This is a genomic window from Amycolatopsis sp. NPDC004772, assembly GCF_053601215.1.
This window is the reverse complement of record NZ_JBSGBK010000003.1, coordinates 1-24975: the sequence shown is the minus strand read 5'-3', so window position 1 is coordinate 24975 and position 24975 is coordinate 1. Positions and strand designations below refer to the sequence as shown.

30 protein-coding genes and 1 tRNA gene are annotated in these 24975 nt (G+C 68.4%); 21 read left to right on the top strand and 10 right to left on the bottom strand.

Going from position 1 to position 24975, the window contains the following annotated elements:
• Positions 1-59: 59 nt before the first annotated feature.
• The 17 genes from ACWEF6_RS02605 (at position 60) to ACWEF6_RS02525 (ending at position 14767) form a co-directional block, all read left to right on the top strand.
• Positions 60-833 (top strand): hypothetical protein, encoded by a 774-nt coding sequence (locus ACWEF6_RS02605; protein ID WP_449681288.1) that lies wholly within the window; start codon positions 60-62, stop codon positions 831-833.
• On the top strand, positions 834-1628 hold the full coding sequence (locus ACWEF6_RS02600; RefSeq protein WP_449681287.1) for a hypothetical protein: 795 nt from the start codon (positions 834-836) through the stop codon (positions 1626-1628).
• The gene (locus ACWEF6_RS02595; protein WP_449681286.1) at positions 1628-2146 is read left to right on the top strand and encodes a hypothetical protein; all 519 of its coding nucleotides are present in this window, start codon (positions 1628-1630) and stop codon (positions 2144-2146) included. Before ACWEF6_RS02600 ends, ACWEF6_RS02595 begins: the two co-directional genes overlap by 1 nt.
• 9 nt (positions 2147-2155) lie before the next feature.
• Positions 2156-2449, top strand: a complete 294-nt coding sequence (locus ACWEF6_RS02590; protein WP_449681285.1) for a hypothetical protein — start codon at positions 2156-2158, stop codon at positions 2447-2449.
• A gap of 1 nt (position 2450) precedes the next feature.
• On the top strand, positions 2451-3485 hold the full coding sequence (locus tag ACWEF6_RS02585) for a phage tail tube protein (protein WP_449681284.1): 1035 nt from the start codon (positions 2451-2453) through the stop codon (positions 3483-3485).
• Positions 3485-4051, top strand: coding sequence for a hypothetical protein (locus tag ACWEF6_RS02580; RefSeq protein WP_449681283.1), 567 nt, complete (start codon positions 3485-3487; stop codon positions 4049-4051). The genes ACWEF6_RS02585 and ACWEF6_RS02580 overlap by 1 nt, the downstream gene beginning before the upstream one ends.
• 9 nt (positions 4052-4060) lie before the next feature.
• Positions 4061-4480: a hypothetical protein gene (locus ACWEF6_RS02575; protein WP_449681282.1), complete on the top strand. Its 420-nt coding sequence runs from the start codon at positions 4061-4063 to the stop codon at positions 4478-4480.
• Between the two features lie 130 nt (positions 4481-4610).
• Positions 4611-8471 carry a transglycosylase SLT domain-containing protein gene (locus ACWEF6_RS02570; RefSeq protein ID WP_449681281.1) on the top strand — a complete coding sequence of 1287 codons (3861 nt, stop codon included), beginning with the start codon at positions 4611-4613 and terminating at the stop codon, positions 8469-8471.
• Positions 8471-9340 carry a phage distal tail protein gene (locus tag ACWEF6_RS02565; protein WP_449681280.1) on the top strand — a complete coding sequence of 290 codons (870 nt, stop codon included), beginning with the start codon at positions 8471-8473 and terminating at the stop codon, positions 9338-9340. The genes ACWEF6_RS02570 and ACWEF6_RS02565 overlap by 1 nt, the downstream gene beginning before the upstream one ends.
• Positions 9313-10491 carry a siphovirus ReqiPepy6 Gp37-like family protein gene (locus ACWEF6_RS02560; protein ID WP_449681279.1) on the top strand — a complete coding sequence of 393 codons (1179 nt, stop codon included), beginning with the start codon at positions 9313-9315 and terminating at the stop codon, positions 10489-10491. The genes ACWEF6_RS02565 and ACWEF6_RS02560 overlap by 28 nt, the downstream gene beginning before the upstream one ends.
• Positions 10491-11363: a hypothetical protein gene (locus ACWEF6_RS02555; RefSeq protein WP_449681278.1), complete on the top strand. Its 873-nt coding sequence runs from the start codon at positions 10491-10493 to the stop codon at positions 11361-11363. Before ACWEF6_RS02560 ends, ACWEF6_RS02555 begins: the two co-directional genes overlap by 1 nt.
• Before the next feature lie 36 nt (positions 11364-11399).
• Positions 11400-11705, top strand: coding sequence for a hypothetical protein (locus tag ACWEF6_RS02550; RefSeq protein ID WP_449681277.1), 306 nt, complete (start codon positions 11400-11402; stop codon positions 11703-11705).
• A gap of 2 nt (positions 11706-11707) precedes the next feature.
• Positions 11708-11890 carry a DUF7620 family protein gene (locus tag ACWEF6_RS02545; RefSeq protein ID WP_449681276.1) on the top strand — a complete coding sequence of 61 codons (183 nt, stop codon included), beginning with the start codon at positions 11708-11710 and terminating at the stop codon, positions 11888-11890.
• Positions 11887-12201: a putative phage holin gene (locus ACWEF6_RS02540; protein ID WP_449681275.1), complete on the top strand. Its 315-nt coding sequence runs from the start codon at positions 11887-11889 to the stop codon at positions 12199-12201. Before ACWEF6_RS02545 ends, ACWEF6_RS02540 begins: the two co-directional genes overlap by 4 nt.
• Positions 12202-13197 (top strand): glycoside hydrolase family 25 protein, encoded by a 996-nt coding sequence (locus tag ACWEF6_RS02535; protein WP_449681274.1) that lies wholly within the window; start codon positions 12202-12204, stop codon positions 13195-13197.
• Complete coding sequence (locus ACWEF6_RS02530; protein WP_449681273.1) at positions 13194-14423, top strand: GH12 family glycosyl hydrolase domain-containing protein; 1230 nt, start codon at positions 13194-13196, stop codon at positions 14421-14423. The genes ACWEF6_RS02535 and ACWEF6_RS02530 overlap by 4 nt, the downstream gene beginning before the upstream one ends.
• An 11-nt stretch (positions 14424-14434) precedes the next feature.
• Positions 14435-14767 (top strand): hypothetical protein, encoded by a 333-nt coding sequence (locus ACWEF6_RS02525; RefSeq protein ID WP_449681272.1) that lies wholly within the window; start codon positions 14435-14437, stop codon positions 14765-14767.
• A gap of 141 nt (positions 14768-14908) precedes the next feature.
• On the opposite strand, the gene ACWEF6_RS02520 is transcribed toward ACWEF6_RS02525, so the two are convergent.
• The 3 genes from ACWEF6_RS02520 to ACWEF6_RS02510 form a co-directional block, all read right to left on the bottom strand.
• Positions 14909-15223 carry a hypothetical protein gene (locus tag ACWEF6_RS02520; RefSeq protein WP_449681271.1) on the bottom strand — a complete coding sequence of 105 codons (315 nt, stop codon included), beginning with the start codon at positions 15221-15223 and terminating at the stop codon, positions 14909-14911.
• A 395-nt stretch (positions 15224-15618) separates the two neighbouring features.
• Positions 15619-15744, bottom strand: coding sequence for a hypothetical protein (locus ACWEF6_RS02515; RefSeq protein WP_449681270.1), 126 nt, complete (start codon positions 15742-15744; stop codon positions 15619-15621).
• Between the two features lie 237 nt (positions 15745-15981).
• Positions 15982-16275, bottom strand: coding sequence for a hypothetical protein (locus ACWEF6_RS02510; protein ID WP_449681269.1), 294 nt, complete (start codon positions 16273-16275; stop codon positions 15982-15984).
• A gap of 128 nt (positions 16276-16403) precedes the next feature.
• Between ACWEF6_RS02510 and ACWEF6_RS02505 the strand changes: the two genes are divergently transcribed.
• Positions 16404-17231 carry a helix-turn-helix domain-containing protein gene (locus tag ACWEF6_RS02505; protein ID WP_449681268.1) on the top strand — a complete coding sequence of 276 codons (828 nt, stop codon included), beginning with the start codon at positions 16404-16406 and terminating at the stop codon, positions 17229-17231.
• Complete coding sequence (locus ACWEF6_RS02500; protein ID WP_449681267.1) at positions 17231-17413, top strand: DUF397 domain-containing protein; 183 nt, start codon at positions 17231-17233, stop codon at positions 17411-17413. Before ACWEF6_RS02505 ends, ACWEF6_RS02500 begins: the two co-directional genes overlap by 1 nt.
• Before the next feature lie 53 nt (positions 17414-17466).
• Here the strand turns inward: ACWEF6_RS02500 and ACWEF6_RS02495 are convergent, their stop codons facing one another.
• The 5 genes from ACWEF6_RS02495 to orn all read right to left on the bottom strand — a co-directional run bounded on the left by ACWEF6_RS02495 (position 17467) and on the right by orn (position 20244).
• Positions 17467-18645: a tyrosine-type recombinase/integrase gene (locus ACWEF6_RS02495; RefSeq protein ID WP_449681266.1), complete on the bottom strand. Its 1179-nt coding sequence runs from the start codon at positions 18643-18645 to the stop codon at positions 17467-17469.
• Positions 18645-18857 carry a hypothetical protein gene (locus ACWEF6_RS02490; RefSeq protein ID WP_449681265.1) on the bottom strand — a complete coding sequence of 71 codons (213 nt, stop codon included), beginning with the start codon at positions 18855-18857 and terminating at the stop codon, positions 18645-18647. Before ACWEF6_RS02490 ends, ACWEF6_RS02495 begins: the two co-directional genes overlap by 1 nt.
• A gap of 127 nt (positions 18858-18984) precedes the next feature.
• Positions 18985-19386: a hypothetical protein gene (locus tag ACWEF6_RS02485; protein WP_449681264.1), complete on the bottom strand. Its 402-nt coding sequence runs from the start codon at positions 19384-19386 to the stop codon at positions 18985-18987.
• A 96-nt stretch (positions 19387-19482) separates the two neighbouring features.
• Positions 19483-19558 (bottom strand) — tRNA-His (locus ACWEF6_RS02480).
• A gap of 77 nt (positions 19559-19635) precedes the next feature.
• Positions 19636-20244, bottom strand: a complete 609-nt coding sequence (gene orn / locus ACWEF6_RS02475) for an oligoribonuclease (RefSeq protein ID WP_310971174.1) — start codon at positions 20242-20244, stop codon at positions 19636-19638.
• A gap of 102 nt (positions 20245-20346) precedes the next feature.
• Here orn and ACWEF6_RS02470 point away from each other — a divergent pair, with 102 nt between their 5' ends.
• Both ACWEF6_RS02470 and ACWEF6_RS02465 read left to right on the top strand, forming a co-directional pair.
• Positions 20347-21879 carry a helicase HerA-like domain-containing protein gene (locus ACWEF6_RS02470; protein ID WP_449681263.1) on the top strand — a complete coding sequence of 511 codons (1533 nt, stop codon included), beginning with the start codon at positions 20347-20349 and terminating at the stop codon, positions 21877-21879.
• A 66-nt stretch (positions 21880-21945) separates the two neighbouring features.
• A complete protein-coding gene (locus ACWEF6_RS02465) occupies positions 21946-22323 on the top strand; it encodes a DUF3224 domain-containing protein (protein ID WP_449681262.1) in 378 nt (125 codons plus the stop codon).
• Between the two features lie 115 nt (positions 22324-22438).
• Here ACWEF6_RS02465 and ACWEF6_RS02460 read toward each other — a convergent pair whose 3' ends face one another.
• Together ACWEF6_RS02460 and ACWEF6_RS02455 are read right to left on the bottom strand one after the other, a co-directional pair.
• Positions 22439-23464: a S1C family serine protease gene (locus ACWEF6_RS02460; RefSeq protein ID WP_449681261.1), complete on the bottom strand. Its 1026-nt coding sequence runs from the start codon at positions 23462-23464 to the stop codon at positions 22439-22441.
• Positions 23465-23562: 98 nt separating this feature from the next.
• A complete protein-coding gene (locus tag ACWEF6_RS02455) occupies positions 23563-24885 on the bottom strand; it encodes a M20 family metallopeptidase (protein WP_449681260.1) in 1323 nt (440 codons plus the stop codon).
• Positions 24886-24975: the final 90 nt, after the last annotated feature.

Below are 24975 nucleotides of genomic sequence, written 5' to 3'. Positions count from 1 at the left end.
TCCTCCCTGGCCCGCTGCCGATGCCTGCAGTCCCGCCGGCGCGAGCGCGACGACGGGCGATGCTGCCCACTGTCCGTCGTGGCGAATTCCTGCCGGTGCTCGCGGCGCCGTCGGTCTCGCCCGCCTTCATGGTGTCCGGCCGGCTGGCTGCGCTGCTGCTGCGCCGCGGCGCGGTCTTCACCGTGCCGCGGCCGGTGGCCACCGCAGGAACAGGGCCGGTACCGCCGACGGTGACGCGGCAGTCCCGACGTCCGCAGCTGCCGGTGCGGCGCGGGGAGTTCTTAGCGACGCCGTTCCCGCTGCCCGCCGGTCCTGGCCCGGTCGCGCCGCAGATGCTGCGGCAGACCCGACGTGCGGCGCTGCCGTCCCGGCGGGGCGAGTTCGCTACGCCGGTCCCGGCGGCGCAGGTGCCGACCGTGCCCGGGTTCGTTCCGCGGCCCGGGCGGCGCACCGCGGCCCGGTCGCTACTGATTCGGCGCGGCGAGTTCCTGCTCGTGCCGAACGCTGCTCCAACGGCGCCGCGAGGGATCGCGGCCTCGAGGTGGCGGCTGGTCGTCACTCGTCGCGGTGAGTTCTTCGGGCCGGTCCCGCCGCCAGCGGTCGCAGGGGTGTCGTGGGTGCCGACGAGGTCGCGGCCGCGGCGGGCGTCGGCATCGCTGGCACGGCCGGGAGCTTTCCTGCCGGTGCCGCTGGTCGGCGCGCCGCCGCCCGTGCTGGTCCGCGGCGACATGCGTCCGGTCGACCGGGCGGGCACCACGATGCTCCCGGCCGACCGGCCTTCCACGACCATGACCCCGGTTGCGCGTGGGGTCGCGACGATGAGCGGGGGATAGATGCCTTTCGACCTCGGCGACGTTGTCCCCCTGTCCGTGTCGATCGACGTCGCCGGCGTGCCGACGGACGGCACGGTGACGCTGACGGTCACGAAACCGGACGGCACGGTCGACACCCCGACCCCGGTGCACGGCGCGACGGGCCAGTACTCGTGCGACTACCTCGCCGCCACGCCCGGCCGGCACGTGGTGCGGTGGGTGTCGAGCAGCCCGAACGCGGCGTACACGGACGTGTTCGACGTCCGCGAGGCTGAGCTCGGCGCGATCGTGTCCTTGAAGGACATGAAGACCCACCTGGACATCAAGGGCACCTCACGTGATGAGGAGCTCCGCGGTGTTATCGAAGCCGTCACCGGGATGATCGAGGAGCACCTCGGGATGGCGGCGGTGCGCTCGACCCGCACCGAGGAGCACAAGATCCGCGCGGGCCTGGTGTTGAACTGGACGCCGGTGCAGTCGCTGGTGTCGATGGCGTTGGTGGACGGCACCTACACGTGGAACGTCGCCGATCTCCATGTGTCGCCCGCTGGGGTGGTGACGTCGCCGCTCGGTGTCGCGCCGTACGGGCACCTGACGGTCACCTACGTGGCCGGCCCGAGTGTCGTGCCGGCGCGGTACCGCGAGGCCGCGATCTACACCGTCCAGCACCTGTGGCGGTCGAAGCGCCCGGAGAAGGGCGCCAGCAGCCGCGGCGGCTCCGGGCTGGACAGCTCGATGGGGTATCAGCAGGCCGGGTATGCGCTGCCGAACTACGCGATCGAGTGTTTGGGCGCCGGGATGCCGGGGCTGGCCTGATGGTGGTGTCGCGGTTCTTCGAGTCGATCGACGCGCTGGTCGCGTTGTTCGGCGCCGACGGTGACCTGGTCGAGCTTCCGTCGATGGCCCAATTCGACGAGCCCGGCTATGTCGTGTTCGACGGCGAACCCGCGTCGCAGGAGTACCCGCCGAACGTTCTGATCATCGGCTGGGACGGCGACCCCGACTCGGACCTGAAGGTCGCCGACATCAACCAGGACTGGGCCGACGCCAAGGGATCCCGGGCGCGGGACGAGCAGTTCGAGATCCAGTGCTGCGTGATCTCCAAGTACGGCGACGCGGACTCGTGGCGCCCGGTCCGGGAACGCGCCAAGGCGATCCTGACGGACTTCGAGACCAAGCTCCGCGCCGCACCGGACCTGAACCTCCCGGACGACCCGACCCGGAAGTTCCTCACCGCCGAGTACAAGCCCACCGGGGCCTACCAGGAACCGTTCTCCGACAGCGGGTTCTGGTTCCGGATGCAGTTCGTTGTCAGGGTCTCCACCCGTGTCTGAAGGAGAGTCATGCCCAAGTTCACGCTGAAGGTGGACCACGCGGTCACCTTGTTCAGCCCGGAGGGGCGACCCGGCGCGATGCTCGTCGAACCCGGCGACGTCATCGACGTCCCCGGCGAACTCGTCACGTCCCGGCCGGCCCCGCAGGACGACGAGCCGGAGCCCACGCCGCTGCCGGAGGACGCCTACACCGTGGCGAACAACGGCGAGGAGAAGACCTGGCCCCACTCGATGTGGGAGCTGGTCGAGGACAAGCCCAAGAAGGTCGAGCCGGTCAAGGCTCCGGCAGTGAAGGAGAGCTGACGTGGCCACTGGGTCGGGCATCGACGCCCAGCTGATGATCAAGCCGGAGACCACGTGGGGCACCCCCGTCACCGTGGACCGGGCCTACGAGTTCCTCGACGAGTCCCTCAACCAGGAGATCACCTACGTCGACTCCGCGGGCCTGCGGGTCGGGACGACGTTCAAGCGGTCGTCCCGTACCCGGCAGTCCCGCTTCTCCGTGTCGGGCGACATCACCCTCGAGCTGCCCACGCTGGGGGCGGGGCTGCTGGTGAAGCACATGCTCGGCTCGGCGGTGACCACCCCGACGCTGGTGTCGGGCTCGGCGTACAAGCAGGTCCACACCCCGTCCGGGCTCGCCGGGCTGGGCCTGACGATGCAGGTCGGCCGGCCGGAGCCGGTGTCGCCGTACACGGTGCGGCCGTTCACCTACGAAGGCTGCAAGATCACCAAGTGGGAGCTGTCCCTGAAGGACGGTGGCCTGTGCACCCTGAAGCTCACGGTCGACGGGCAGGCCGAGTCCACCGCGACCGCGCTGGCGACGGCGGCGTTCCTCGCGGCGTCGAAGGTGTACTCGTTCATCGACTCCACGATCAAGCTCGGCGGCACCGCGTCCACTGCCGCGGGCGAGACGTCGATCGCGTCCGGTGTGGCGCTGTCGACGGTGGCGAAGTCCATCACCATCTCCGGTGACAACAGCCTCGCCACCGACCGGTACGGCATCGGCAACGCCGGCCAGAAGAAGGAGCAGCTGCAGAACGGGATGCAGACCATCATGGTCAAGCTGGACTCCGAGTTCTCCAAGAGCGAGCTCTACGACATCTACACCGCGGGCACCCCGACGCCGATCCAGTGGACGCAGACCGGCGCGTCGATCGGCGGCGGCAACTTCTTCCTGTTCGACGTGATCTTGCCGTCGTGCTTCCTGAAGAAGGCCCCGCCGGCGGTGAACGGCCCGGACATCGTGCAGATGTCGACGGAGTGGGAAGCGGAGTACGACGAGACGAACCCCGCGATCCAGATCAAGATCGTGTCGACGGAGAGCACGAGCATCTGATGGCTGGCCTGCTGCGGATCGCGACGAATGTGCAGCAGGTACAGCAGTTCCGTGACCTGTCCAAGCGGCTCAAGGAGAAGGGCCGCGGGGAGCTGCGGAAGCAGCTGAACAAGGCCATCAAGGACGCTGGCCGGCCGATCGTGGAGGACGTGCGGAACGCAGCGCAGGGGCTGCACACCACGTCATCGCACGGTGGCGGCGCTCGGCAGCGGCAGCGGTTCGCGGCGTCGCGGGCAAGGTCGGAGCGGGCCGCGGCGAACGCGCTGCGCCGCCATGGCGGGCTGCGGCGGCGGGTGGCGGCGGCGACCACGCTGGAAGCGACCCGGCGAGGTGTGCGGTTCGTGGTGCGGTCGGCGCAGCTTCCGCCGGATCAGCGGTCGTTGCCGCGGCACATGAACTCGGAGAAGGGCTGGCGGCACCCGGTGTTCGGTGACACCGACAACTGGGTGGCGCAGAAGGCGACTCCGGCGGGGTTCTTCAGCAGGACGATCTCGCAGAAGTCGCATGAGTTCCGGCGCTTCATCGGCGCGCAGATGGAACAGATCAAGAAGCAAATCGAGCAATAGGGGATGACAGTGGCTGAGAAGGTGCTTCCGCGTCCGCGGTTCAAGTACGAGGATCTCGACGGCAGGGTCCGCGAGTACGAGTTCCGGGCGGAGATGAGCGTCCGGGACGCGATGTTCCTGCAGGAGAAGTCCGGGGCGACGATCGCGACGCTCGCGCAGTACATCGACCGGCGTGAACCGGCGGCGATCGTCGCGACCGTGTTCCTGCACAAGCGGGCCAACGGAGAAGCCGTTCGCTATGAGGACCTCCTCGACACGAACATCATGAGCTTCCAGTGGTTCAATCCCGGCGTGGAGCTGTGCCCGAACTGCGGCGGTCACGGGCTCGTGGAAACGTCGCCGCCCGCGGATGCGCCGGAGCAGTCCGAAGTGGACCCTACGACGCCCGCTGGTCGGCCCCGGCGGAAAGGTACCACCAAAACCGACTGACCCTCACCGAACGCTGGCAGTGGACACCCGACCAGATCCTCGACCTGACCCTGTCTGACTTCGACTGGCACGTCGAAGCCGCCAAGGCCCTGAACGAGCGGGACCTCAAGGCCCTTGAGGGGAGTGGTGGATGAGCGACCTCTCGTTCAACGTCATCGCCTTGGACCGGGCGTCGAAGACGTTCCTGTCCGCGGCGGAGTCGATCGACCGGATGGTCGCGAAGCTCGACAAGCTGGACGGGAAAACTGCCACCGCCACGGTCAACATCAAGACCGACGAGTCGACCAAGGCGCTCGACAGCTTCACCAACCGGTTCACGCTCATGGCCGCCGGGATCGCTGCCGCCTCGCCGCTCGCGGGCGCAGCGATCCTCGCCGGTCTCGGTGGCAGCCTGATCGCCGTCGCGGCGACTGCGCAGGCGTCGAACGAGAAGGTCCGGCAGACCTACAAGACCCTGTGGTCCAATGTGGTCCAGGACACCAAGTCCGCCACCAACGTGCTGGTTCCCCAGCTAGTGGCGTCCGGGAACCAGATCGGCCACACCTTCGAAGCCCTGCAGCCCCAGATGCAGCAGGCATTCAAGGCCGCCGGCCCAGACCTGCAGGAGCTGACCACCGGGCTGACCGGGTTCGCGACGAACGTGATGCCCGGAGTGACTTCGGCGGTCGGATCCAGCTACCCAGTGTTCGAGGGGCTCCGGCACGCCGCGGAAGACCTCGGTACCGCGACGGGCACGTCGCTGGCGAGCATGGGGCAGAACTCCGTCGCCTACGGGGCGGCGATCCAGTCGTTCGGGCAGATCACCGGCACCGTCATCACCCTCGCGATCACGTTGGTGAACGACCTCGCCCAGGTGTGGGCGTCCAGCGGGCAGGAGATCTCCGGAGCGATCTCGTCGGTCGCCGGCGTCGCGTCCGGGCTCGCGTCCGGTGCGCTGCCGATCCTGTCGGCCGGGTTGAACGCCGCGGCCCGGATCCTGACGGTCGTGGCGGATGTGGTCGAGCCGATCGCGCCTCTGCTTGGCACCGTCGGCACCGCCGCGCTGGCTACGTGGGCGGCGTTCAAGCTCTCCGGGCTCGTTACGGCGGGCGTGAACGCGCTCGCTGCGGGGATCCTCAACATGGGGGTCGCGGCGCAGACCGGCGCCACCAAGGCCACCGCCGCGGGCATCGCCGTCCAGGGGCTCGGAAACCGCGCTGCCACCGCCGCGGTGGGCACGGCCGCGGTCGCGGAGTCTCTGGCCGGCCCGGTGGGTATCGCGGTCGCCGCGGCCACCCTCGGTTTCGGGCTGCTCGCCACCGGGATGGGCGACTCATCCGACTCGGCGCAGCGGCTGGCCGGCTCGATGGAAGGTGTCGTCGGGGCGCTGCAGGCGTCGAACGGCCAGGTCAACGCTTCGGTGATCAGCTCGATCCAGGCCGATGGCGGGTTCAAGAAGGTCGCCGAGTCCGCCCGGGCGTTCGGCATCACCCAGAACGACCTCACGGGCGCGATCACCGCGGGCGGCGGCGCCTACGACAACCTCGCGGCGAAGATCCAGAAGGTCATCGACGCGAACCACCGCTACACCACCGTCGCCGGCGGGTCCCGGGTGGATTCTGGGCTCAATGAGACTGGCGAGGCGGCGCAGCAGCTCCTCAATGACCTCAACGAGCTGGTCGGCAAGTTCAAGGACCAGAAGACCGTCGCGGACCAGTCCACGAACTCGCTGAAGCAGCACGCGATCGAGCTCACCCACACCCAGGACGGGTTGAACGCGGCGAACGCCGCGTCGTTCCAGTTCGGGATCTCCCAGCGGGACGTGATCGCCGGTCTGGAGAACGTCGCTGCGGCTTCCGGGGACGCCTCGGTTGGCCTGGGGGATGTGGCGGCGAAGTTCGCGCAGGCCACGCTAGCGTCGGCGAACGCCGCGGGCGCGATCGAGAAGACGTTCCAGCAGGCCGACCAGCAGGTGACGCAGGCTCGACTGTCGGTGGCGTCAGCCGCTCACGGCCTTGAGGCGGCGAGCCGGAGCGTCGCGGACGCTCAGCACGGCGAGACCACGGCGGCGCGGGCGTTGGCGCAGGCTCAGCAGGGGGTCGCGGACGCTCAGCGCGGCGTGATGACCGCTCAGCGGTCGCTGCTGGACGCTCAGCGGCAGGAACGGGACGCGCAGCTCGCGATCAACGAAGCCCGGCAGCAAGCCATCCGGGACCTGAAGGCCCTGCACCAGCAGCTGGACGACCAGTTCACCTCCGAAGCGTCCGCGCGGGTGCGGTTGTTCGACGCCCAGCAGGCCCTGAAGGAACTCGACGTCAAGGAGTCCGACGCCCGCGGTCTCGCGGCGGGGCCGGTCACCGCGGACAACGAGACCAAGGTGAAGGCCGCGATCGACCTGCTGTCGGCGCAGAACGGCCTGAACGCGGCGCTGCAGAACGGCGCGAACCTCCGCGAGGACGTCGCCAAGGCTGACCGCGCCGGGGTCGAGGGCTCGAAGGGTGTGCAGGCGGCGCAGCAGCAGCTGGCGTCGGCGCAGCGGCAGGTGTCGGACGCCTCCTACGGAGTGGAGCAGGCCCAGAAGGCGGTCACGCGCGCGCAGCAGGGCGTGGCGGACGCGTCCTACGCTCAGCAGCGCGCCCACCAGGCCGTGGCCGACGCCCAGTACCAGCAGCGGCAGGCGTCGCAGCAACTCACCACCGCGCAGCAGGGCCTGAACGACGCAGTCGCGAACGCCTCGAGGTCGCTGGACATCTCCACGGAGGCGGGTCGGCGGAACCTGGGGCAGCTGTTCAGCCTCGCCGACGCGATCAAGAACCAGTTCGGCCCGACGGCAGCCGGGTACAACTCGCTGATCCAGACGACGGCCGACAAGTTCGGCATCACCACCCAACAGGCCCAGGGGCTGCTGGACAAGCTGGGGTTGATCCCGAAGGACTTCAAGTTCGGGATGACCGCGGTCGCGTCGGCGAGCTTCGAAGAGCTGAACCGGATCTACGACGACAAGTTCGGCGGCCACATCGGCGCCGTGTCTCTCACCGCCGCTCGAGCGATGGCGACCGGTGGCCACGTCTCCGGGCCGGGTGGGCCGCGGGATGACCAGATCCCGGCGTGGCTGTCCAACGGCGAGTGGGTGCAGCCCGCGGACTCGGTGAGCTACTACGGCCACGGCTTCATGGAGGCGGTCCGGCAGAAGAAGTTCCCCCGCTTCGCCTCTGGCGGTCTCGCGCGCGGCCTGGCAACCAACTACATCCTCTCGGGCGCGGGCGTCGCCTACCAGGGCGGTGTGTACGCGCTGGAGGCGATGGGGTTCAAGGCGCCGGCCCGGCTGGCAAAGTACGAGCCGCCGACGTACACCGCGCGCGGTGGAGCGTCCATCATCCCCACCGGTCAGCACTTGGCGTTGATCGACGCTGCTCTGGCGGCGGACGGCATCCCGCGCAGCGACTGGGCTCGCTGGGAAGCCGGCATGAACGTCCTGATCCAGCGGGAGTCGGGCTGGAACGCCAACAGCGTCAACCTGTGGGACAGCAACGCCAAGCGCGGCACCCCGTCCGGCGGTCTGACGCAGACGATCGGCCCGACGTTCGCGGCGAACCGCAACCCGAGCCTGCCGAACAACATGTTCGATCCGGTGGCGAACATCGCCGCGTCGATCAACTACATCCGGCGTCGCTACGGCGACATCTCGAACGTCCAGCAGGCGAACCCGAACCTGCCTCCGCGGGGGTACGCGGCGGGTGGCCCGGTGCGGATCCCGCGGCCGCGGGCGTACGACAACGGCGGCGCGCTGCCGCCGGGCATGAGCACCGTGTGGAACGGGACCGGCCGGCCGGAGAACGTCCGGACCGCGAACGCGGAGGACAAGCTGCTCGACGCGGTGAACGGGCTGCGGTCTTCGTTGGAGAAGTTCGCGAACCGGCCGATGACGGGGACTCTGCGGACGAGGGAGGGCGCGTTCTTGGGTGAGGTGGAGATGGCGCTGTCCCGGCTTGAGCACGCGGCGGGGATCTGATGGTCGCGGAGGTCACGCAGTGGATCGACCCTGATGGGGTGGCCACGACGATCGACGTCGACTGGAAGGCGAAGGGCCGGTTCATGCCGCCGGTCGACTACCAGGAAGACGTGGTCCCCGACCAGCCTGGTTCGGTGCCGAGGTCGTTCCGGCACGGGGCTCGGGATTTCACGATCCGGATCAACTTGAACGCGGCGACGGAACCAGCTTTGCGGACGGTGCAGCGGTCGATGATGTACACCGTCGACCCGACCCGCGGGCAGGGGACGATCAGGGTGACGTCGCCGCTGGGGGATGTGCGGGAGATCGGGTGCCGGTATGTCGCCGGGTTCGAGACGGAGGAAGAGCCGGGGGTTTCGGGTCCGACGATGCAGCAGTCGGACGTGACGTTCCGGGCGTTCGAACCGTACTGGCAGGATCAGTCCGACATCTCGCAGACGTTCACGATCGGTACCCCGCCGAATTTCTTCCCGTTCTTTCCGGTGCGGTTGACTTCCAGCGAGATCGCGGTGGACGACACGGTCCTCAACGACGGGGACGTGCAGACGTGGCCGGTGTGGACGATCACCGGCCCAGGGTCGAGCATCTCGCTGCAGAACCTCACGACTGGCCGGTCGACGGTGTTGCAGACGGCGTCGCTGGGGATCGGTGAGTCCATCACGATCGACACGCGTCCGTCAAAGCTGTACCCGACGGGGAAGACGATCCTGCGGCAGAACGGTGCGCCGCTGTTCGAGGACCAGTCGAGCACGTCGGCGTTGTGGCCACTGATCAAGGGTGTGAACGCGATCCGGTTGGCGATGACGGGCGCGGTGGCCGGTCAGTCGGCGCTGAACCTGTCGTGGCGCCGCAAATGGTTGTCTGTCTGATGTGGAATCTGTATGCCCGCAACCGTGACGGCACCCGCGCGGGGGAGATCGACCACTTCAACGAGGCCGAGTTCACGCCGGTGTTCTGCGATGTGGGGTCATGGACGCTGAAGCTGCCAGCGACCGCGTCGATCCTGGAGAAGCTGGCGCAGCCGGGCGCGGGGGTGATCGCCTGCCGCGACGACAAGGCTCTTGTGTCGGGTCCACAGCGTGGTTTCCGGCGGCTGCGCGACGCGAAGAACGACTACGTCGAGTTCAAGGGCTACACCGACGAGGTGTGGTTGAAGAACAGGACGGTGTCCCCTTCGCCCACCGAATCGTCGCCGCCGTACAGCCTGCAAGCCACGGATGACCGCAGCGGCGTCGCATCGACGGTGCTGTCCCAGTACGTCAACGTGAACGCCGGACCCGGCGCGGTCGCACCGCGGCGCGTGTCCGGCCTGACGATCGGAACGGACCCGGTCACCGGCGCCACCGTGTCCGGGTCGGCGCGGTGGGAACACAACCTCCTCGCGTTCCTGCAACCTCTCGCCACCTCAGGCGGCATCGGGTTTCGGGTCGTGCAGGTCGGCAGCAACCTCCAGTTCCAGCCCTACGCCATCACCAACCGAGCCGCGACGGTGAAGTTCTCCCACGCCATGGGGAACCTGGCCTCGGTCGACTACTCGGTGACCGCGCCCGACGGGAACTACTACTACGTCGGCGGCACCGGAACCGGCGCATCCCGCACCATCAAAGAGTTCTCCGACAACACCTCCATCGCCGAGTGGGGACGCATCGAAGGCGAGTTCGTGGACCGCCGTGACACCTCCGACGCGACCCAGCTGACACAGGCCGGCACGGAGGCATTGGCGAACACCACCGAGCGGCTGTCGCTGGCGTTGACGCCGTTGGAGACGGACTACCAGAAGTTCGGTGTCCACTACTTCCTCGGGGATCAGGTGACGGTGAAGCTCGAAGACGCTTTGCCGACTGTGTATGGGGAATCGGGGTTGATCGTCGATGTTCTCCGGTCGGTGTCCATCAAGCTCACGCCGGACGATGTGTCGGTGACGCCGACGATCGGCACTCCGGGCCGGAGCGACATGTTGCGGATCTTCCAGACCCTGAAGCGCGCCGTCAAGCGCCTGAACCAGCTTGAGAGGCAGTAATGGGAATCGCCCTGACGCAGTACGCGCCCTACGACTCGGGTCCAGGAGCTAACGTCACCGAGGCGACGTGGCGTTCGATGGTCCGTCGCCTCGTCCCCACCGGCGTCATCGCTGGTGTGCTGAACGAGTTCGCTGTCTTCGCCGACTCGACGGGCATGCAGGTCAAGATCCCGTCGGGCGAGTGCTGGATCGAAGGGAACTGGGGGATCCTGTCCTCTCAGGTCACCCAGGGCATCACCACCGCGCATGCCACGCTCGCGCGGCTGGACCGCATCATCCTGCGCAACGACTTCGCCAACAACAAGATCGAATACGACGTCCTCACGAACGGCACGCCGGGCTCGACTACTCCACCGCCGCTGACCCAGAACACGTCGATCTGGGAAATCAGCCTCGCCCGGGTCAACGTGCCGGCCGCCGCGTCGACGATCGCCGCGGGCAACGTCACCGATGAACGGACCTGGGGCAGCATCCGGCTCGTCGCCGACGGCGTCACGTCCCCGCAGAGCTTCACCACCGGCGTCACCGCGACCGTGCAGTGGCCGGTGTCGCAGTCCCTCGACGCCGGGATCATGGCGGTCTCCGGCACGAACAACACGACCTTCACGTGCACCAAAGCCGGGTTCTACCTCATCGAGACCGCGCTGCGGCTCGCGACCGGCACCACCGGCCTCGAACTGTCCATCAAGGTCAACGGGAACCGGGTGTCCGCCGGGATCGGCAGCGTCCTCACCTCGTGCTCCACCGGCAAACGGCTCCTCGTCGGTGACGTCATCACCATCACCGCCATCCACACCTCCGGCTCCACCAAGGCAGTCGAGTCCGGGGCGGAAGAAACCAGCCACCTCAGCATCGCCCGGCTCAGCGGCTGACCCCGCAAGAGCCCCTACTCCCGAACAGGTGGTGACGTGATCGATCCGGGCATCATCGCTGCCCTCATCAGCGGGGGGATCACCGTCAGCGGCGGCGGAATCGCCTGGATCCGATCCAGGCTCAAAGCCAAAGACACCGCGAAAGAGAAAGCCGAAACCCGGCTGCAGTCCGAAATCGACCGGCTGCAACGCGAAATGAAACTCCTCGAACAAGCAGCAGACCTGAAAGACGAGGCGATCGCCGACCTCAAGGCGCAGCTCAACCGACTGGAGATCACCGCAGAACTCCAGGAACGGTTCTTCGGGCAGCTGCCGCCGCGCCGGCGGGAAACCGGGGACTGAGTATGGCCGACGACGAGCTCACTCCAGAAGCGCGGGTGCGGCACGCGAAACTCCAGCGCGACGAGGTTGCTGAGGGGCGGCCGCGGGTCGATGCGTTGGTGGCCAAGCTCAAGCGCCACCTCGACGAGAACCACTTCGTCGAGCGGCTGTACGAACAACTGACCGCGACAAGGAGAAACGCATGACAACCCTGCCCGCCTGGCTGAGGGGGGTGTACATCGGGTTGCTCAGCTTCGGGGCGCTGGGTTCCTGGCTGTTCGTGGTGCGCTACATGATCTCGTTCAAGTGGTGGAGCACAGAACTCGGCCGTCACATGATCACGTTTTCGGCGAACGTCGGCGCGTGGTTCACCTACTTCCTGGCCGTGATCATCTGGCCTGACCTGCCCGGCAAAACCGCCATCCGCACCGTGCTGTTCATCGTGCTCGTGTTCGCCGTGTGGTGGCGAGTCGTCATGTTCGAACGGCTCCGCCGCAAGCCGAAGGGGATGAAGTAGATGGCCGTCACGTTCGGGCTGGACATCAGCCACTACCAGGACTTGTCGCTCGACCTCGCCGCAGCGCGGCGGGACGGGTGCGAGTTCGTGTTCATCAAGGCAGGCGAGGGTGGCTCGGGCGTCGACGACGAGTTCGCCGCCAACCTCGCGGAGGCCCACGCGGCGGGGCTTCTGGTCGCGGCGTACTGGTTCGTCCGCGCGAACGCGACAGCGGCCGCACACGTGGCTCTGATGCAGCGCGTGGTGCCACGGGACGTGCCGGTGATCCTCGATGTGGAGAAACCGGTGTCCGGTGCGGCGCCGACTCTCGCGCAGGCGCGCGCGGTGCTGGATGCGGTGCGGGTCGCCGGGTATCGGACGCCGCTGGCGTACATCCCGCTGTGGTTCTGGCGTGACGTGTGGGGGCGTCCGTCACTGGCCGGGTGGCCGCCGCTGTGGTCCAGCCGCTACCCGGACAACGTCGTCGGCACGCTCGCTTCGGAGTGGGCGATGGTCCCGGCGTCCTACTGGGACGGGTTCGGGGGTCTAAGCGTCGCCGTCTTGCAGTTCACCAGCTCCGCCCGGATCGCCGGGCATCAGCCGCTCGACGCTGACGCGTTCCGCGGTACCCGCGCGGAACTCGCCGCGCTACTCAACCAGGAGGACGACATGCCCACCGCAGACGAAGTTGCCACCGCCGTGTGGAACAAGGCTCTTCGCAACTACCTCGACGGTGGGTGGTTCTCCGCTGCGGACGGCGTCAGCTACGGTCAGATGGAAGCGGGCCGCGCGCGCCGAGAGATCAAAGACCAGCTCGTGAGCATCGGCACGACGTTGTCGGACCTTGCGCTCAAGGTCGCGGCGCAGCAGAACGTGCCGACGGCTGATCTCGTCTCGGGCCTTCTCGCGGGACTGCTCCCGGAGGTCAAGGCTGAACTCGCCGACGTCGAGCACCTCGACGAGAACGCGGTCGCCGACCGGCTCGCCGCCAACCTTGCCGCAAGGCTAGCCCAATGAGCCGGCGGGGGAAGTTCGCCGCGGCTCTGGCCGCCGTGAGCCTGCTGCTCGGTGTCGTCCTGGCCGCGTCCGCCGACACCACCAGCCCGAAGATGGTGACCGGAGTGGGGAGCTGCACCACCGACGCAAACGGGATCTGCGCGATCGCCCACACCCTCGGAACCATCCCCGACACGGTGGTGGTGTCGGCGAACACCCCCGGCCAGTACAACGGCTTCCTGCTGAACACCGTCCAGGGGTCCTACACCGAGAAGACGTTCAAGGTGCGGGCGATGTTCGCTCAGACGAAGCCGAAGACGTTCGGCACGATCTGGATCTCCTACATCGCGTCGGTCGGCATGGGCACCCCACCTCCGCCGCCGCCGACCTCGGCGACCACCAGCCCGGGAACGACCACTCCGACCACCGCCGCGCCGCCGAGCTCGACCGCGCCGCCGACGACCACCGTGACTCCCTCAAGCACGACCGCCCCGACCACGACGACCACTCCGCCGGCGTGCGCGAACCCCGAGAAGATCGTGGAACAGGACGGGCGCACGTTCGACGCCCCCGGCACCGGCGGCCAGTACTACGTCCACAACGACGCGTGGAACTGGCAGGGCCCGAACTCGGGGCAGCACGAACTCCTGTACCTCTGCAACCAGGCGAACTGGTACGTCGACTCGTGGGGCTTCGACACCCCTGAGGGCGAAGTTTTCATGTACCCGTCCACGAAGTTCGACGTCACCGGCTCCTGCTGCGCAGGCAAGGCACTGTCCACGTGGCCGAACCAGGTCCTCGGCAGGTTCGCCGGCACGGTCTCCGGCTACGACAACACCTCGAGCTACAACGTGGCGTGGGACCTGTGGCTGAACGGTGTCGCCAGCGGCAACTACACCGAGCTGATGATTTGGACGCAGCGCGGTGGAAACGCCGCGCCGGCCGGCCAGAAGCAGAACAACGACTATGTCGCCCCGAATGGCCAGGTCTACGAGATCTGGTGGGACGGCAACACCTACGCGCAGCCTGGCGGCTCCTACCTCGCGTTCATCTCGAAAACGCCGCAGCTGTCCGGGACGGTGGACATCCGGGCGTTCATCGCCGAGTCCGCGGCCCGCGGCTACATCAACGCGAACCCCACCCTCAACCAGCTCAACTACGGCATCGAAGTCCGCGACACCGGCTCCGCGACCTCGAGCAACCCCGCCCGGTTCACCCTCACCGACTTCGCACTCACCCTCAGCTGAAAGGCACCATCATGAAGATCTTCGGACGTGAACCGGCCGTCGTCATCGCGTTCGTCGCGACCATCCTCCAGGTCGCCGCGTCGCTCGGACTCCCCGTCTCGGTGGACGTGCAGGGCGCGATCATCGCGGTCCTCACCGCGCTCGCCGGCGCGGTCACGGCGTGGAAGGTCGCCGCGGACAAGGCTCTGCCGTTCCTGCTGGGTCTCGCGCAGGCCGGGTTCGCGCTGTTGCTGGCACTGCACTTCGACGTGAAACCGGACGTGCAGTCCGCGGCGGCGGCGACGATCACAGCGGCGTTCGCGCTGTTCGTCCGCACTCAGGTGATGGCGCCCGAATCGCGGTGACCTGATCCCTGATCGACGAGGTTCAGGTTCCAGCGCTCTCACCTGAGCCTCGTCCCGAAGTCGACCGTCCCCATCCCCTGGACGGTCAGCGGCCCCCACACTCCCCTGCGGAGTGTGGGGGCCGTTTCCTCATGCCCGGGTTCAGTTGGTCGCGGGAGTCGCAGGCGGCGTCGGCCGCCGAACCATCGAACTCCCCGCCGCCACGACAACTCCTACGCCCACGAGCCCCCAGCTCCACGCCTGACGTGTCGAGGTCGCGCTGGCGCACTGGTCCTGCCACGCCTCGTAGGCCCGGTTGTTGAACAGCAGCTCGGAGGGCAGTCCGTGGAATGCGCCCTTGTCGTCACAGGTGCCGGTCTCGCCAGCGACGGTCATCGACACGGGAACGAACAGCAACACCAGACCGAGGAGGACGACTGCAGCGCCGACAATGCCGACGAATGCGCGCGGGCTCATGGTGGGCTCCCCTCGTGGTGTGGTCCGCTGCTATGTCGTCTGGATCAAGCGGGGCGTTGCCTGCCGTGACCGGACTGTGACGTCAGCACTCCGGGCAGGCGGCCTGCTGCGTCGAGTCGGAGGGGCAGGAGTTTCGGCCGGTCCCCGGTCCCAGCTGGTCTTCGCTGGCGACGAGGCAGGGGCGGAGCCGGCCACCGCAGGTGCACTGCGACCAGTGGGTGATCGGCTGGTCGGCGCGCGGGGCCTCGGTGAGGCAGGTTGTCACGGTTCTGTCTCCGTCTTGTCGTTGTTGGGGGCCCGCCCGCCGGCGCCGAGGAGGGTCAAGGCGCACGGCGAGCGGACGTTGGTGGCCCGGGCACCGCGGGTATCGGGGGTCACCGCGGTGCCCGGACGGATTAGGGAGGCGGCGGCTGCTCGGTGCGGCGGCGTTCCGCTTCGCGGCGGGCGCGTTCGGCCGCCTCCTTGGCCATCGCCTTGGCGGCCGTTGCGAGGCCTTCCGTGCCTTTGCCGCTGTTCGCCACGCGGGGGCCCCCTGTCGTGTTTCGTGGGCGAGGACGGCGCCCGCGTCCTGGAGGGTCGGCGGGCGCCGCCTCTCCGTGTCCGCCCGTCTGCTGCTGGACGCGGAGACATGGGGAGGGGCGACGCACCGGCCAATCGGGGTGGAAGGGTCGCGCGTCGCCCCTCGGTCCGCCCGTGGGCGGCTGGGTGCCTGGTCGCCGTGCACGGTCGGGGGTCACGGGCACGGCGACCAGGCGGTCTTAGGTGCCGGTCATCCGGCGGTGTTCGACCGCGGTGACGCTCTCCACGATCTGCTCGAAGGTGGGTGCCCAGTCCACGTTGATGAGGACGGCGACGCTCTTCTTTGGGATGTCGATGACGTCGGCGCGGACTTCACGTTCGGCCAGATATCGCACGAGCTCGTCGTTCCACTCGCCGCGGTCCAGTTGGCCGTAGGCCTCGTAGGGGAGCGCGATCCAGTGACCGGTCTTGAGCTTCCCGGCCGCGTTGTCGAAGTCCGTGAGGCGGCTCGGTGCGGTGATCAGTGCGCTCATGCGGTCCCCCGACCGGCTAGTTGTGCGGCGTTCCCGTTGTGCGCACAATCATCGTTGTGCGCACAACGGCTGGCAATACCCTAGATGGATGACAACCGAGGTGTGATCATGCGCGTACTGTGCTGTGCGTGCCCCGCACACCACGAACCCAAGTCGACAAGCTCGGCCAGCTACTCAGCCACCACCGCCGCACCGCAGGCCTCAGCCAGCAAGCTCTCGCGCGCATGCTCGGCATCGGTCACTCCGACGTGTCGCGCCGCGAGAACGGCCGCCAAGGCCTGACGAAGGACTCGCTGCTGGCCCACCTCGACGCCCTGCAGGTGACCGGCCCAGACCGGGACTTCGCGGTGGCGCTGCACGAGGCCGTCACGAACCCGAACGCGGTGACCGGGATTCACCCGCCGTTGGCGATGCTCGCCCGGTACGAGGACGCGGCCACGGCGATCATCAACGCGCAGCCGGCGCTGATCGCGGGCCCGTTCCAGACGCGGGCATGGGCGCTGGAGATGGCGCGCCAGCGTGGCATGTCGCCGGCCGAGGCGGAGCAGGCTGCCGAGTTCCGGGCGGCAAGGTCGAAGAAGATCCTGGACCGCGGGATCGAGTACACGGCGTTCATAGGCGAATTCGCGTTGCGGTATCCGGCGTGTGGTCCGGAAGCCGCGGTGGGGCAGTGGCGTCGGCTGCTTGAGTTGAGCGCGCTTCCGCAGGTCACGATCCGGGTGGTGCCGATGACGGTGCGGTCGTCGCCGTTGCGGCTGGGTCCGTTCGTGTTGATGCAGCTACCGCAGATGTCGGTGGTTCACTTGGAGGGGTCTTCGTCGAGTACCACTCTGACGGAGCCGAAGTACGTGAGCGACTACCAACAGGATGCCCGTAATCTCCACAGCGTAGCTATGAGCCCTCCCGACACAGAGGGGCTCATAGCCGAGCTGATCGATGAGATGGAGGGTACCTGATGGAGGAACGCGTGCGGCGGAAGTCGTCGTACAGCGATAAGACCGACTGTGTGCAGGTGGGGTTCCCGACGAGTTCGGACCCGACGTGCGAGATCGATGATACGAAGGATCCGGGGCCGTCGCTGGTGATGTCCCGGGAGATGTACGTTGGGTTTCTGGCTGCGGTGAAGCCGCAGCAGTAGCCCCTGTTGGGCGCCCCCGGCATACCCGTCTGGTGCCGGGGGCGTCTTCGTGTCTACGCGTCGACGGCTTCGTTCGCGGGCAGGATCGCGCGCAGCGACGCTTCCGCCGCGGCCGCAGCCCTCTCCAGCTGGCTGGGGTCGAGGTGCCCGTAGATGTCGACGGTGGTGGTGTACGACTCGTGCCCGAGCCGCCGTTGGATGGTGGGGAGGTCGACGCCAGCGGCGATCTGCCACGACACGTGCGTGTGGCGCAGGTCGTGGATCCGGGGGCGCTTGTTCAGCCGGAGCGCGGCAGGCACGAAGGCGCCGTTCTCGTCCCGGTCGGCGTTGGCGGCGTCGACGGCGCGGCGCCACACGCGGTCGCGGAAGTTGTTCTCGCGGAGCCGGGCGCCGTTCGCGGACGTGAACAGGGGCTCGTCGGGGGCGCGGCCGAAGACAAGGCTCGCGAGGTCCGATACCAGGGACCGGGGGATAGAGACGGTGCGGCGCCCGGCCCGGGTCTTGGTGGTGCCGACGTAGTGCCCTTCCCGGTCACGCTTCACGGCCTTGATGACCCGGACGTGGGGGGTCGGGGCGATGAGGTCGAGGTCGCCGACGGTGAGTGCGACCATCTCTCCCCAGCGAAGCCCGGTGGACACGAGGAACGTGATGACAAGCTTGTACTGGTCGGGGACCTTGGAGAGGAGGAGGCTGAACTCGCCGGCGGTGAGGAAGCACATCTCCTCTTGGACGTACTCGGGGAGCCGGAGCTTGAAGAACGGGTTGTCCGGTCGGTGCCGCGGGACGGCGGAGGCGATGGCCGCGGACAGCAGTGCGTGAACGTTCTTCAGGGTCTTGCCGTTCATGCCGGCTTCGGCGCGGTCGTTGACCCACTTCTTGGCGAGGTCGTCGAGGTGTTCGTGGTTGATGGGGTGGGTGCCGAGGTAGGGGATGATGTGGTTCTTGGCCATCGAGCGGTAGTCCTTGCGGGTGCGGTGCTCGATGCCGGTGAGGTGTTCGATGTGGTGGTCGATGATCTCGGCGATGGTGGGGACCTTGTCCTTGATCGCCTTCATCGCCCGGATCGCGTCGGAGAGGCGTTGGCCGTTGGCGTTGAGGAACTTGACGGCGCGTTCCGCTTCGGTTTCGTCTTCGAAGGTGAGGCTGTCCTTCTTCTTGGTGTCGGGGTCGCGCCACACCACCCGGTAGGCGAGGGTGCCATCCGACCGGGTGCGGCGTTCGATGCTGGCCATCAGGCCTCCATCTGGAGGTCGTGCTCGTGGATGTCGAACCGTCGGTCTCGAAGCAGGTCCTCGACCTTGTACCAGTTGCCGACCTGATCGCTCCAGGAGTCGACGATTCGACCGTCTGCGTAGCCGTCCGCGTCCGTTCCGGGACGGAAGAGGACGACCTCACCCACTGAGTACTTCGGCGAGAGGCGGCTCATCGGGTCCTCCAGCTGCACGGTCCGGGGGTGGCCTTCGGGCGGAGGTCTTGGCGGCAGTCGACACAGTGGGTGCCCGTCAGTCCACCGGGGTAGATGCGGACACGGTGATCGCCGTCAGACCGCTGTCGGCGCTCGATGCCGGCCATCAGGACGGGTAGGGCTCGACGGGCGGGTCAGGTGCGACCAGAACCGCGTGGCAATCGAGGCAGCGCCATAGGCTCGCGGACTCCTGCGTGTAGCGATCCTCAGTCGCGTCCTTCATGCAGCGCGGGCACCATGTCTCGTCGGGCCGGGGGAACCCGTCAGCATCGGGTACGTCGGTGCCGAGAGCGGCGTACACGGCCTTGACCGTGGCGCACGGCCAGCTGGTGAACGTGACGTGCGTGGCGCAGCCCTTGCACTGCGGGCCGGACCCGCGGTCGTAGGGATGATGGAGAGCTAGGACCGCGACTACTGCGCCGAACGCGCGCGGAGCGTCGTCGCGCAGGATCCGCTCGACCATCGCTTGCTGTCTCTGCTCCGCTTGATGGCGGATACTTGTGTCCATGGGGACAAGTGTGAACCCCGAATCATGATCCGTGGGGACACAATTCGGGGTCTACGGGGACACTGATCAGAAACGAGTCTCTGACCTGCGCCTTAGTGGGGTGAGCGACGGGTTTCGAACCCGCGACCTCCTGGACCACAACCAGGTGCTCTACCAGCTGAGCTACGCCCACCATCGCCGAGGGGATCCGCTTGCGATCACCTCGCTGGCAGTAATCGTAGCGGGTGCCCTCGACCGGTTTTCACCGGGTCACCTCTGGTGGTGTTCCTGCACTTCAGCGGCGGCGGCTTTGGCTTCTTCGCTGGTGGGGCCGGGCTGGGGGACGAAGGCGACGCGCCGGTAGTAGTCGAGTTCGCCGATGGATTCGCGGATGTCGGCGAGGGCCCGGTGGGCGAGGCCCTTCTCGGGCTTGGCGTAGTAGATGCGCGGGTACCAGCGGCGCACGAGTTCCTTGACGGAGGAGACGTCGACCATGCGGTAGTGCAGGTGGGCGTCGAGCGCGGGCATGTCGCGGGAGATGAAGCCGCGGTCGGTGGCGATGGAGTTGCCGGCGAGGGGCGCGGTGCCCGGCTCGGGGACGTGCTCGCGGATGTAGTCGAGGACGCGGCGTTCGGCTTCTTCGAGGGTCACCGTGGAGCGGCGGACTTCTTCGGTGAGGCCGGAGTGGGCGTGCATCTCGCGGACGACTTCGGGCATCCCGGCGAGTTTTTCCTCGTCGGCGTGGATGACGATGTCGACTCCGTCGCCGAGCACGTTCAGCTCCGCGTCGGTGACGAGGGCGGCGATTTCGATCAACGCTTCCTTGCCGAGGTCGAGCCCCGTCATTTCGCAGTCGATCCAGACTAGGCGGTCGGTCACCTGGTGACCCTAACCCGACACGGGGATGCGAAGGGCGTTACCTGCGCGTACGGCGCGTTACGCTCCCGGTGTGGTCCAGGACACACGATCGGGGAGCTGCGAGTGACCGAGCAGGCGTCGCCGGCGAGTGAGATCGCCGCCGGGTATGCGAGTGAGGGTGCCGCGCTGGAGCTGGGCGCGGTGGTGATCGACGGGCAGGTGGACGCGGCCGCGGCCGTGCGCCTGCCGTTGGCGACGCTGAACCGGCACGGGCTGGTCGCCGGTGCGACCGGGACGGGCAAGACGAAGACGTTGCAGCTGATCTCGGAGCAGCTGTCGGCGGCCGGGGTGCCGGTGGTGCTCGCCGACGTCAAGGGCGACCTGTCCGGGCTGGCCGCGGCGGGCGAGGCGAACGACAAGGTCACGAAGCGTGCGCAGGAGCTCGGCGACGACTGGGCGGGCGCGGCGTTCCCGGTGCAGTTCCTGTCGCTGGGCACCGGCGGGAAGGGCTCGCCGATCCGGGCGACGATCACCAGTTTCGGGCCGGTGCTGCTGTCCAAGGTGCTGGGGCTCAACGAGACGCAGGAGTCGACGCTCGGGCTGATCTTCCACTGGGCCGACCAGCGCGGCCTGGCGTTGCTGGACACGAAGGACCTCCGGTCGGTGATCACGCACCTGACCAGTGACGAGGGCAAGGCGGACCTCAAGGGAATCGGCGGGGTCTCGGCGGCGACGGCCGGGGTGATCCTGCGTGCGCTGTCCAATCTGGAGGCGCAGGGCGGGGAGGACTTCTTCGGCGAGCCCGAACTGGACGTGCACGACCTCATGCGCGCTCGCGACGGCAAGGGCGTCGTCACGCTGCTGGAGCTGGACAACCTGCAGTCGAAGCCGGCGCTGTTCTCGACGTTCCTGATGTGGCTGCTGGCCGAGCTGTTCGAGGAGCTGCCCGAGGAGGGCGATCTCGACCAGCCGAAGCTCGTGTTCTTCTTCGACGAAGCCCACCTGCTCTTCGCCGACGCGTCGAAGGCGTTCCTCGAGCGCATCGAGCAGACCGTGAAGCTGATCCGGTCGAAGGGCGTCGGCGTGTTCTTCTGCACGCAGCTGCCCACGGACGTCCCGAACGCCGTGCTTTCGCAGCTCGGCGCGCGGATCCAGCACGCGCTGCGGGCGTTCACCCCGGACGACCAGGCGGCGCTGGCCAAGACGGTGAAGACTTACCCGAAGACGAAGTTCTACGAGCTCGACACGGCGTTGACGTCGCTGGGCATCGGCGAGGCGATCGTCACGGTGCTGTCGGAGCGCGGTGCGCCGACGCCGGTGGCATGGACGCGGCTGCGGGCGCCGCGGTCGAAGATGGGCTCGATCGGCGACGAGGCGGTTGCCGCTGCGGTGTCCTCGTCGGACCTGCACGCGAAGTACGCCGAGACGATCGACCGGGAGTCGGCCTACGAGAAGCTGGCCGCGAAGGTCGCGGCCGCCCCCGAGGCCGCGCCGGCTCCCGCTCCCGAGGCGCCGCCACCTGCGCCCGAGAAGGACGAGCCCGGCTTCATCGAGTCGGCGATGAAGAACCCGGCCGTGAAGTCGTTCATGCGGTCCGCGGCGAGCGCGCTGGGCCGGGAGATCACGCGCGGGCTGTTCGGCAACCGGAGGCGCTGACAAAACCTGACGCAAGCTGTCAGGTATGGCTGGCAGGCTGGCGCCACCTTCGAAAGGAAATCAGCCATGACCAGCACAGCCGCCGCGTCATTCGTCCTCGACAAGTGGGAACCGCAGGCGACCGACGAGGCCGGAGGCACCGAGTTCGCCCGGGTGGCGATCGGCAAGACGTTCACCGGGGCGGTCGAGGGGACCAGCACCGTCGAGATGCTTTCGGCGTCCAACGCGACTTCGCGTGCGTACGTCGCCTTCGAACGTCTCGAGGTCTCGGTCGACGGCCGCAAGGGCGGTTTCGTCCTGCATCACTCGGCCGACGACTCCGGCCTGGCGCTGAAGATCCTCACCGGCTCGGGCTTCGGCGAACTGGCCGGGATCGCCGGGACGGCGAGCATCGAGATCGACGAGGAGAAGAACCACCTCTTCACCCTCACCTACACGCTTTGAGCAGCACGAAGGCCGTTTCGAGAGCCCCCGATTGACTCTCGAAACGGCCTTCGCGGTGTTCTCCCGCTCCCCGAAGCGGGGGGACGGGCCGCCCCGACCACGGCCCGTCCGCGTCCTAGTTGTTCACGATCTGGTCGACGATCTTCTTGGCGTCGTTGATCGGGATGGCGAAGCCGATCCCGACGCTGCCCGCCGACCCGTTGGCCGACGCGGTCGGGCTGTAGAGCGCCGAGTTGATGCCGATCACGTTGCCCTGGGTGTCGACCAGCGCGCCACCGGAGTTGCCCTGGTTGATCGAGGCGTCGGTCTGGATCGCGGTGTAGCTGGGCGAGTCTTCGCTCTGGTTCGACGTGCGGCTGAACGGCGAGCGCTGCTGCTGCTCACCCTGCCCGATGTCGGACAGGTTCCGGTTCAGCGCGCTGACGATGCCGGTGGTGACGGTGTTCTGCAGGCCGCCCGGCGAGCCGATCGCGACCACCGACTGGCCGACGACGAGCTTGCTCGAGTCGCCCAGGCTGGCCGCGGTCAGGCCGCTGGCGTTCTGGGCCTGGACCACGGCGATGTCCGCCTTGGTGTCCGCGCCGACCACGCTGGCCTGGTACTTCTTGCCGTCGGAGGTGGTGATGACGACGTTCTGGGCGCCGTCGACGACGTGCGCGTTGGTCAGGATCCGGCCGTTCGAGGTGAGGATGACGCCGGAGCCGATGGCCTCGCCCTGGTCGGTCGTGACGTTGATCTGGACGACGCTCGGCGTCACCTTCGCCGCGACGGCGCTGACATCGCCGGAAGTGGAGTTCGCGACCGTCTGCCCGTTCGCCGCCGGCGTGCTGACCGACGTCGTCGCGCCGTCCGCCGAGGTCGTCGTGAGCCCGACGATCGCGGCGCCGCCGACGCCACCGACCAGCGCGGCGCCGAGCGCGGTCGCGCTGACGATCATCGCGACCCGGCCACCCTTGCGCGGCTTGGCCTTCAGCGCCGTGGGCGCCGGGGAGCCCGGCGGCGGCTGCGGGGTGAAGAGCGGATTCGGCGCGGCCTGCTGCTGGTAGGCGTACTGCGCGTACGGCCCGTACTGCTGGGTGCTCTGGTGCGGCTGGTGCCCACCGGTTGAGGCGGGGCCGGGCCGACTCTCGTTCTCGGTCATGACATTAGATTCGCGCCCGTGCTTGTGAGCAGCCTGTGGAAATACCTCAGGCTTTGCTGAGAAGAATCAGCTGAGAAAACTCAGGTAATCCTCAGGCGTCAGACGAAGAACGACGGAACGTCCAGGGCACCTCCCGCCGCCTCGAACTCGTCGTGCACGGCCCTGCGCAGCTCGGCGTCGCCGAGGTAGTCGGCGGCGGTCAGAGCCAGCCCCAGCGCGCCGTCGCGGACTCCCTGGTCGCCCGTCTCGGACCCGGCCGCGGCCGCGAACTCCTTGGTGTGCAACGCCACCGTCGGCCCCGAGATCGCCAGCATCGGGTGCAGCGCGGGCACGCGGTAGGAGAGGTTGCCGAGGTCGGTGGAGCCGGTGAGCGACTCCGGCACGATGCCCGGTGGGAGTGGCTTGCGGCCGGTGATCACCTGGTTGGCCGACCAGCGCCCGGCGAGCGCGGTGTTGAACCGGATCGGCAGGTAGGCCGGCTGGGCGTCCCAGATCAGCTCGACGCCGCAGCCGGTCATCGCCGCGGCGCCCTCGGCGATCGACGTCATGCGGGCGGCGAGGTCGCGCAGGGTATCCGGGGACTGGGACCGGAGGTAGAACAGCAGCGCGGCCCGCGCCGGGATGACGTTGGGCCGGGCGCCGCCGTCGGTGAATACGCCGTGGACGCGGTCGCTCTGCGGGAGCTGCTGGCGTAGCGCCGAGACACCTTGGTACGCGGCGACGGCGGCGTCGAGCGCGTTGCGGCCCATGAACGGCTGGGCGCTCGCGTGCGCGCCGACACCGTGGAAGACCATCTCCAGCTGACGCCGCCCGAGGAACGGGTGGAGCGCGATGTCATGGCTGAACGGGTGCAGCATGATCACCGCATCGACGTCGTCGAACACGCCGGCGCGGGCCAGGATCTCCTTTCCGCCCCCGCCTTCCTCCGCGGGGGTGCCGATCAGGCTGACGCGGCCGCCGAGCCGCTCGGCGACGGTGGCGGCGCCGAGGAACCCGCCCGCGGCGGTGGTGCAGATGACGTTGTGGCCGCAGGCGTGGCCCAGCCCGGGCAGCGCGTCGTACTCGGCAAGGAGCGCGATGTGCGGGCCGTCTTGTCGTGGAGTGCTGACGCGCAGCGCGGTGTCGAGTCCGCCGACGCCGACCGTGGCCTCGTGGCCGTGGCGTTGCAGGAGGTCGGCCAGGGCGCGGGCCGACCGGTGCTCGGTGAATCCCTCCTCGGGGTGGGCGTGCAGATCTTGGCTCAATGCCACCAGATCGGGTGAACTGCGTTCGACCGCGGCGGTGACTTCGGCCCGCGTCGCCTCGTCCGCGCCGGTGTGTGGCGAGGACAGCGGTTCGGCGGCCGCGACGGCGTCGGCGGTGGCCTCGACCAGGGAACGCAGGTAGCTGTCGTCGGGCGGGACGGGGGCGGTGTCGGTCATGGGTTGCTCCTATGTCAAGCCGCTGCGGGGAGCGTGGCTGTGAGGGGTGTGGTGTCGGTTCGTAGGAGGTTGAACACGACGCGGGCGAGG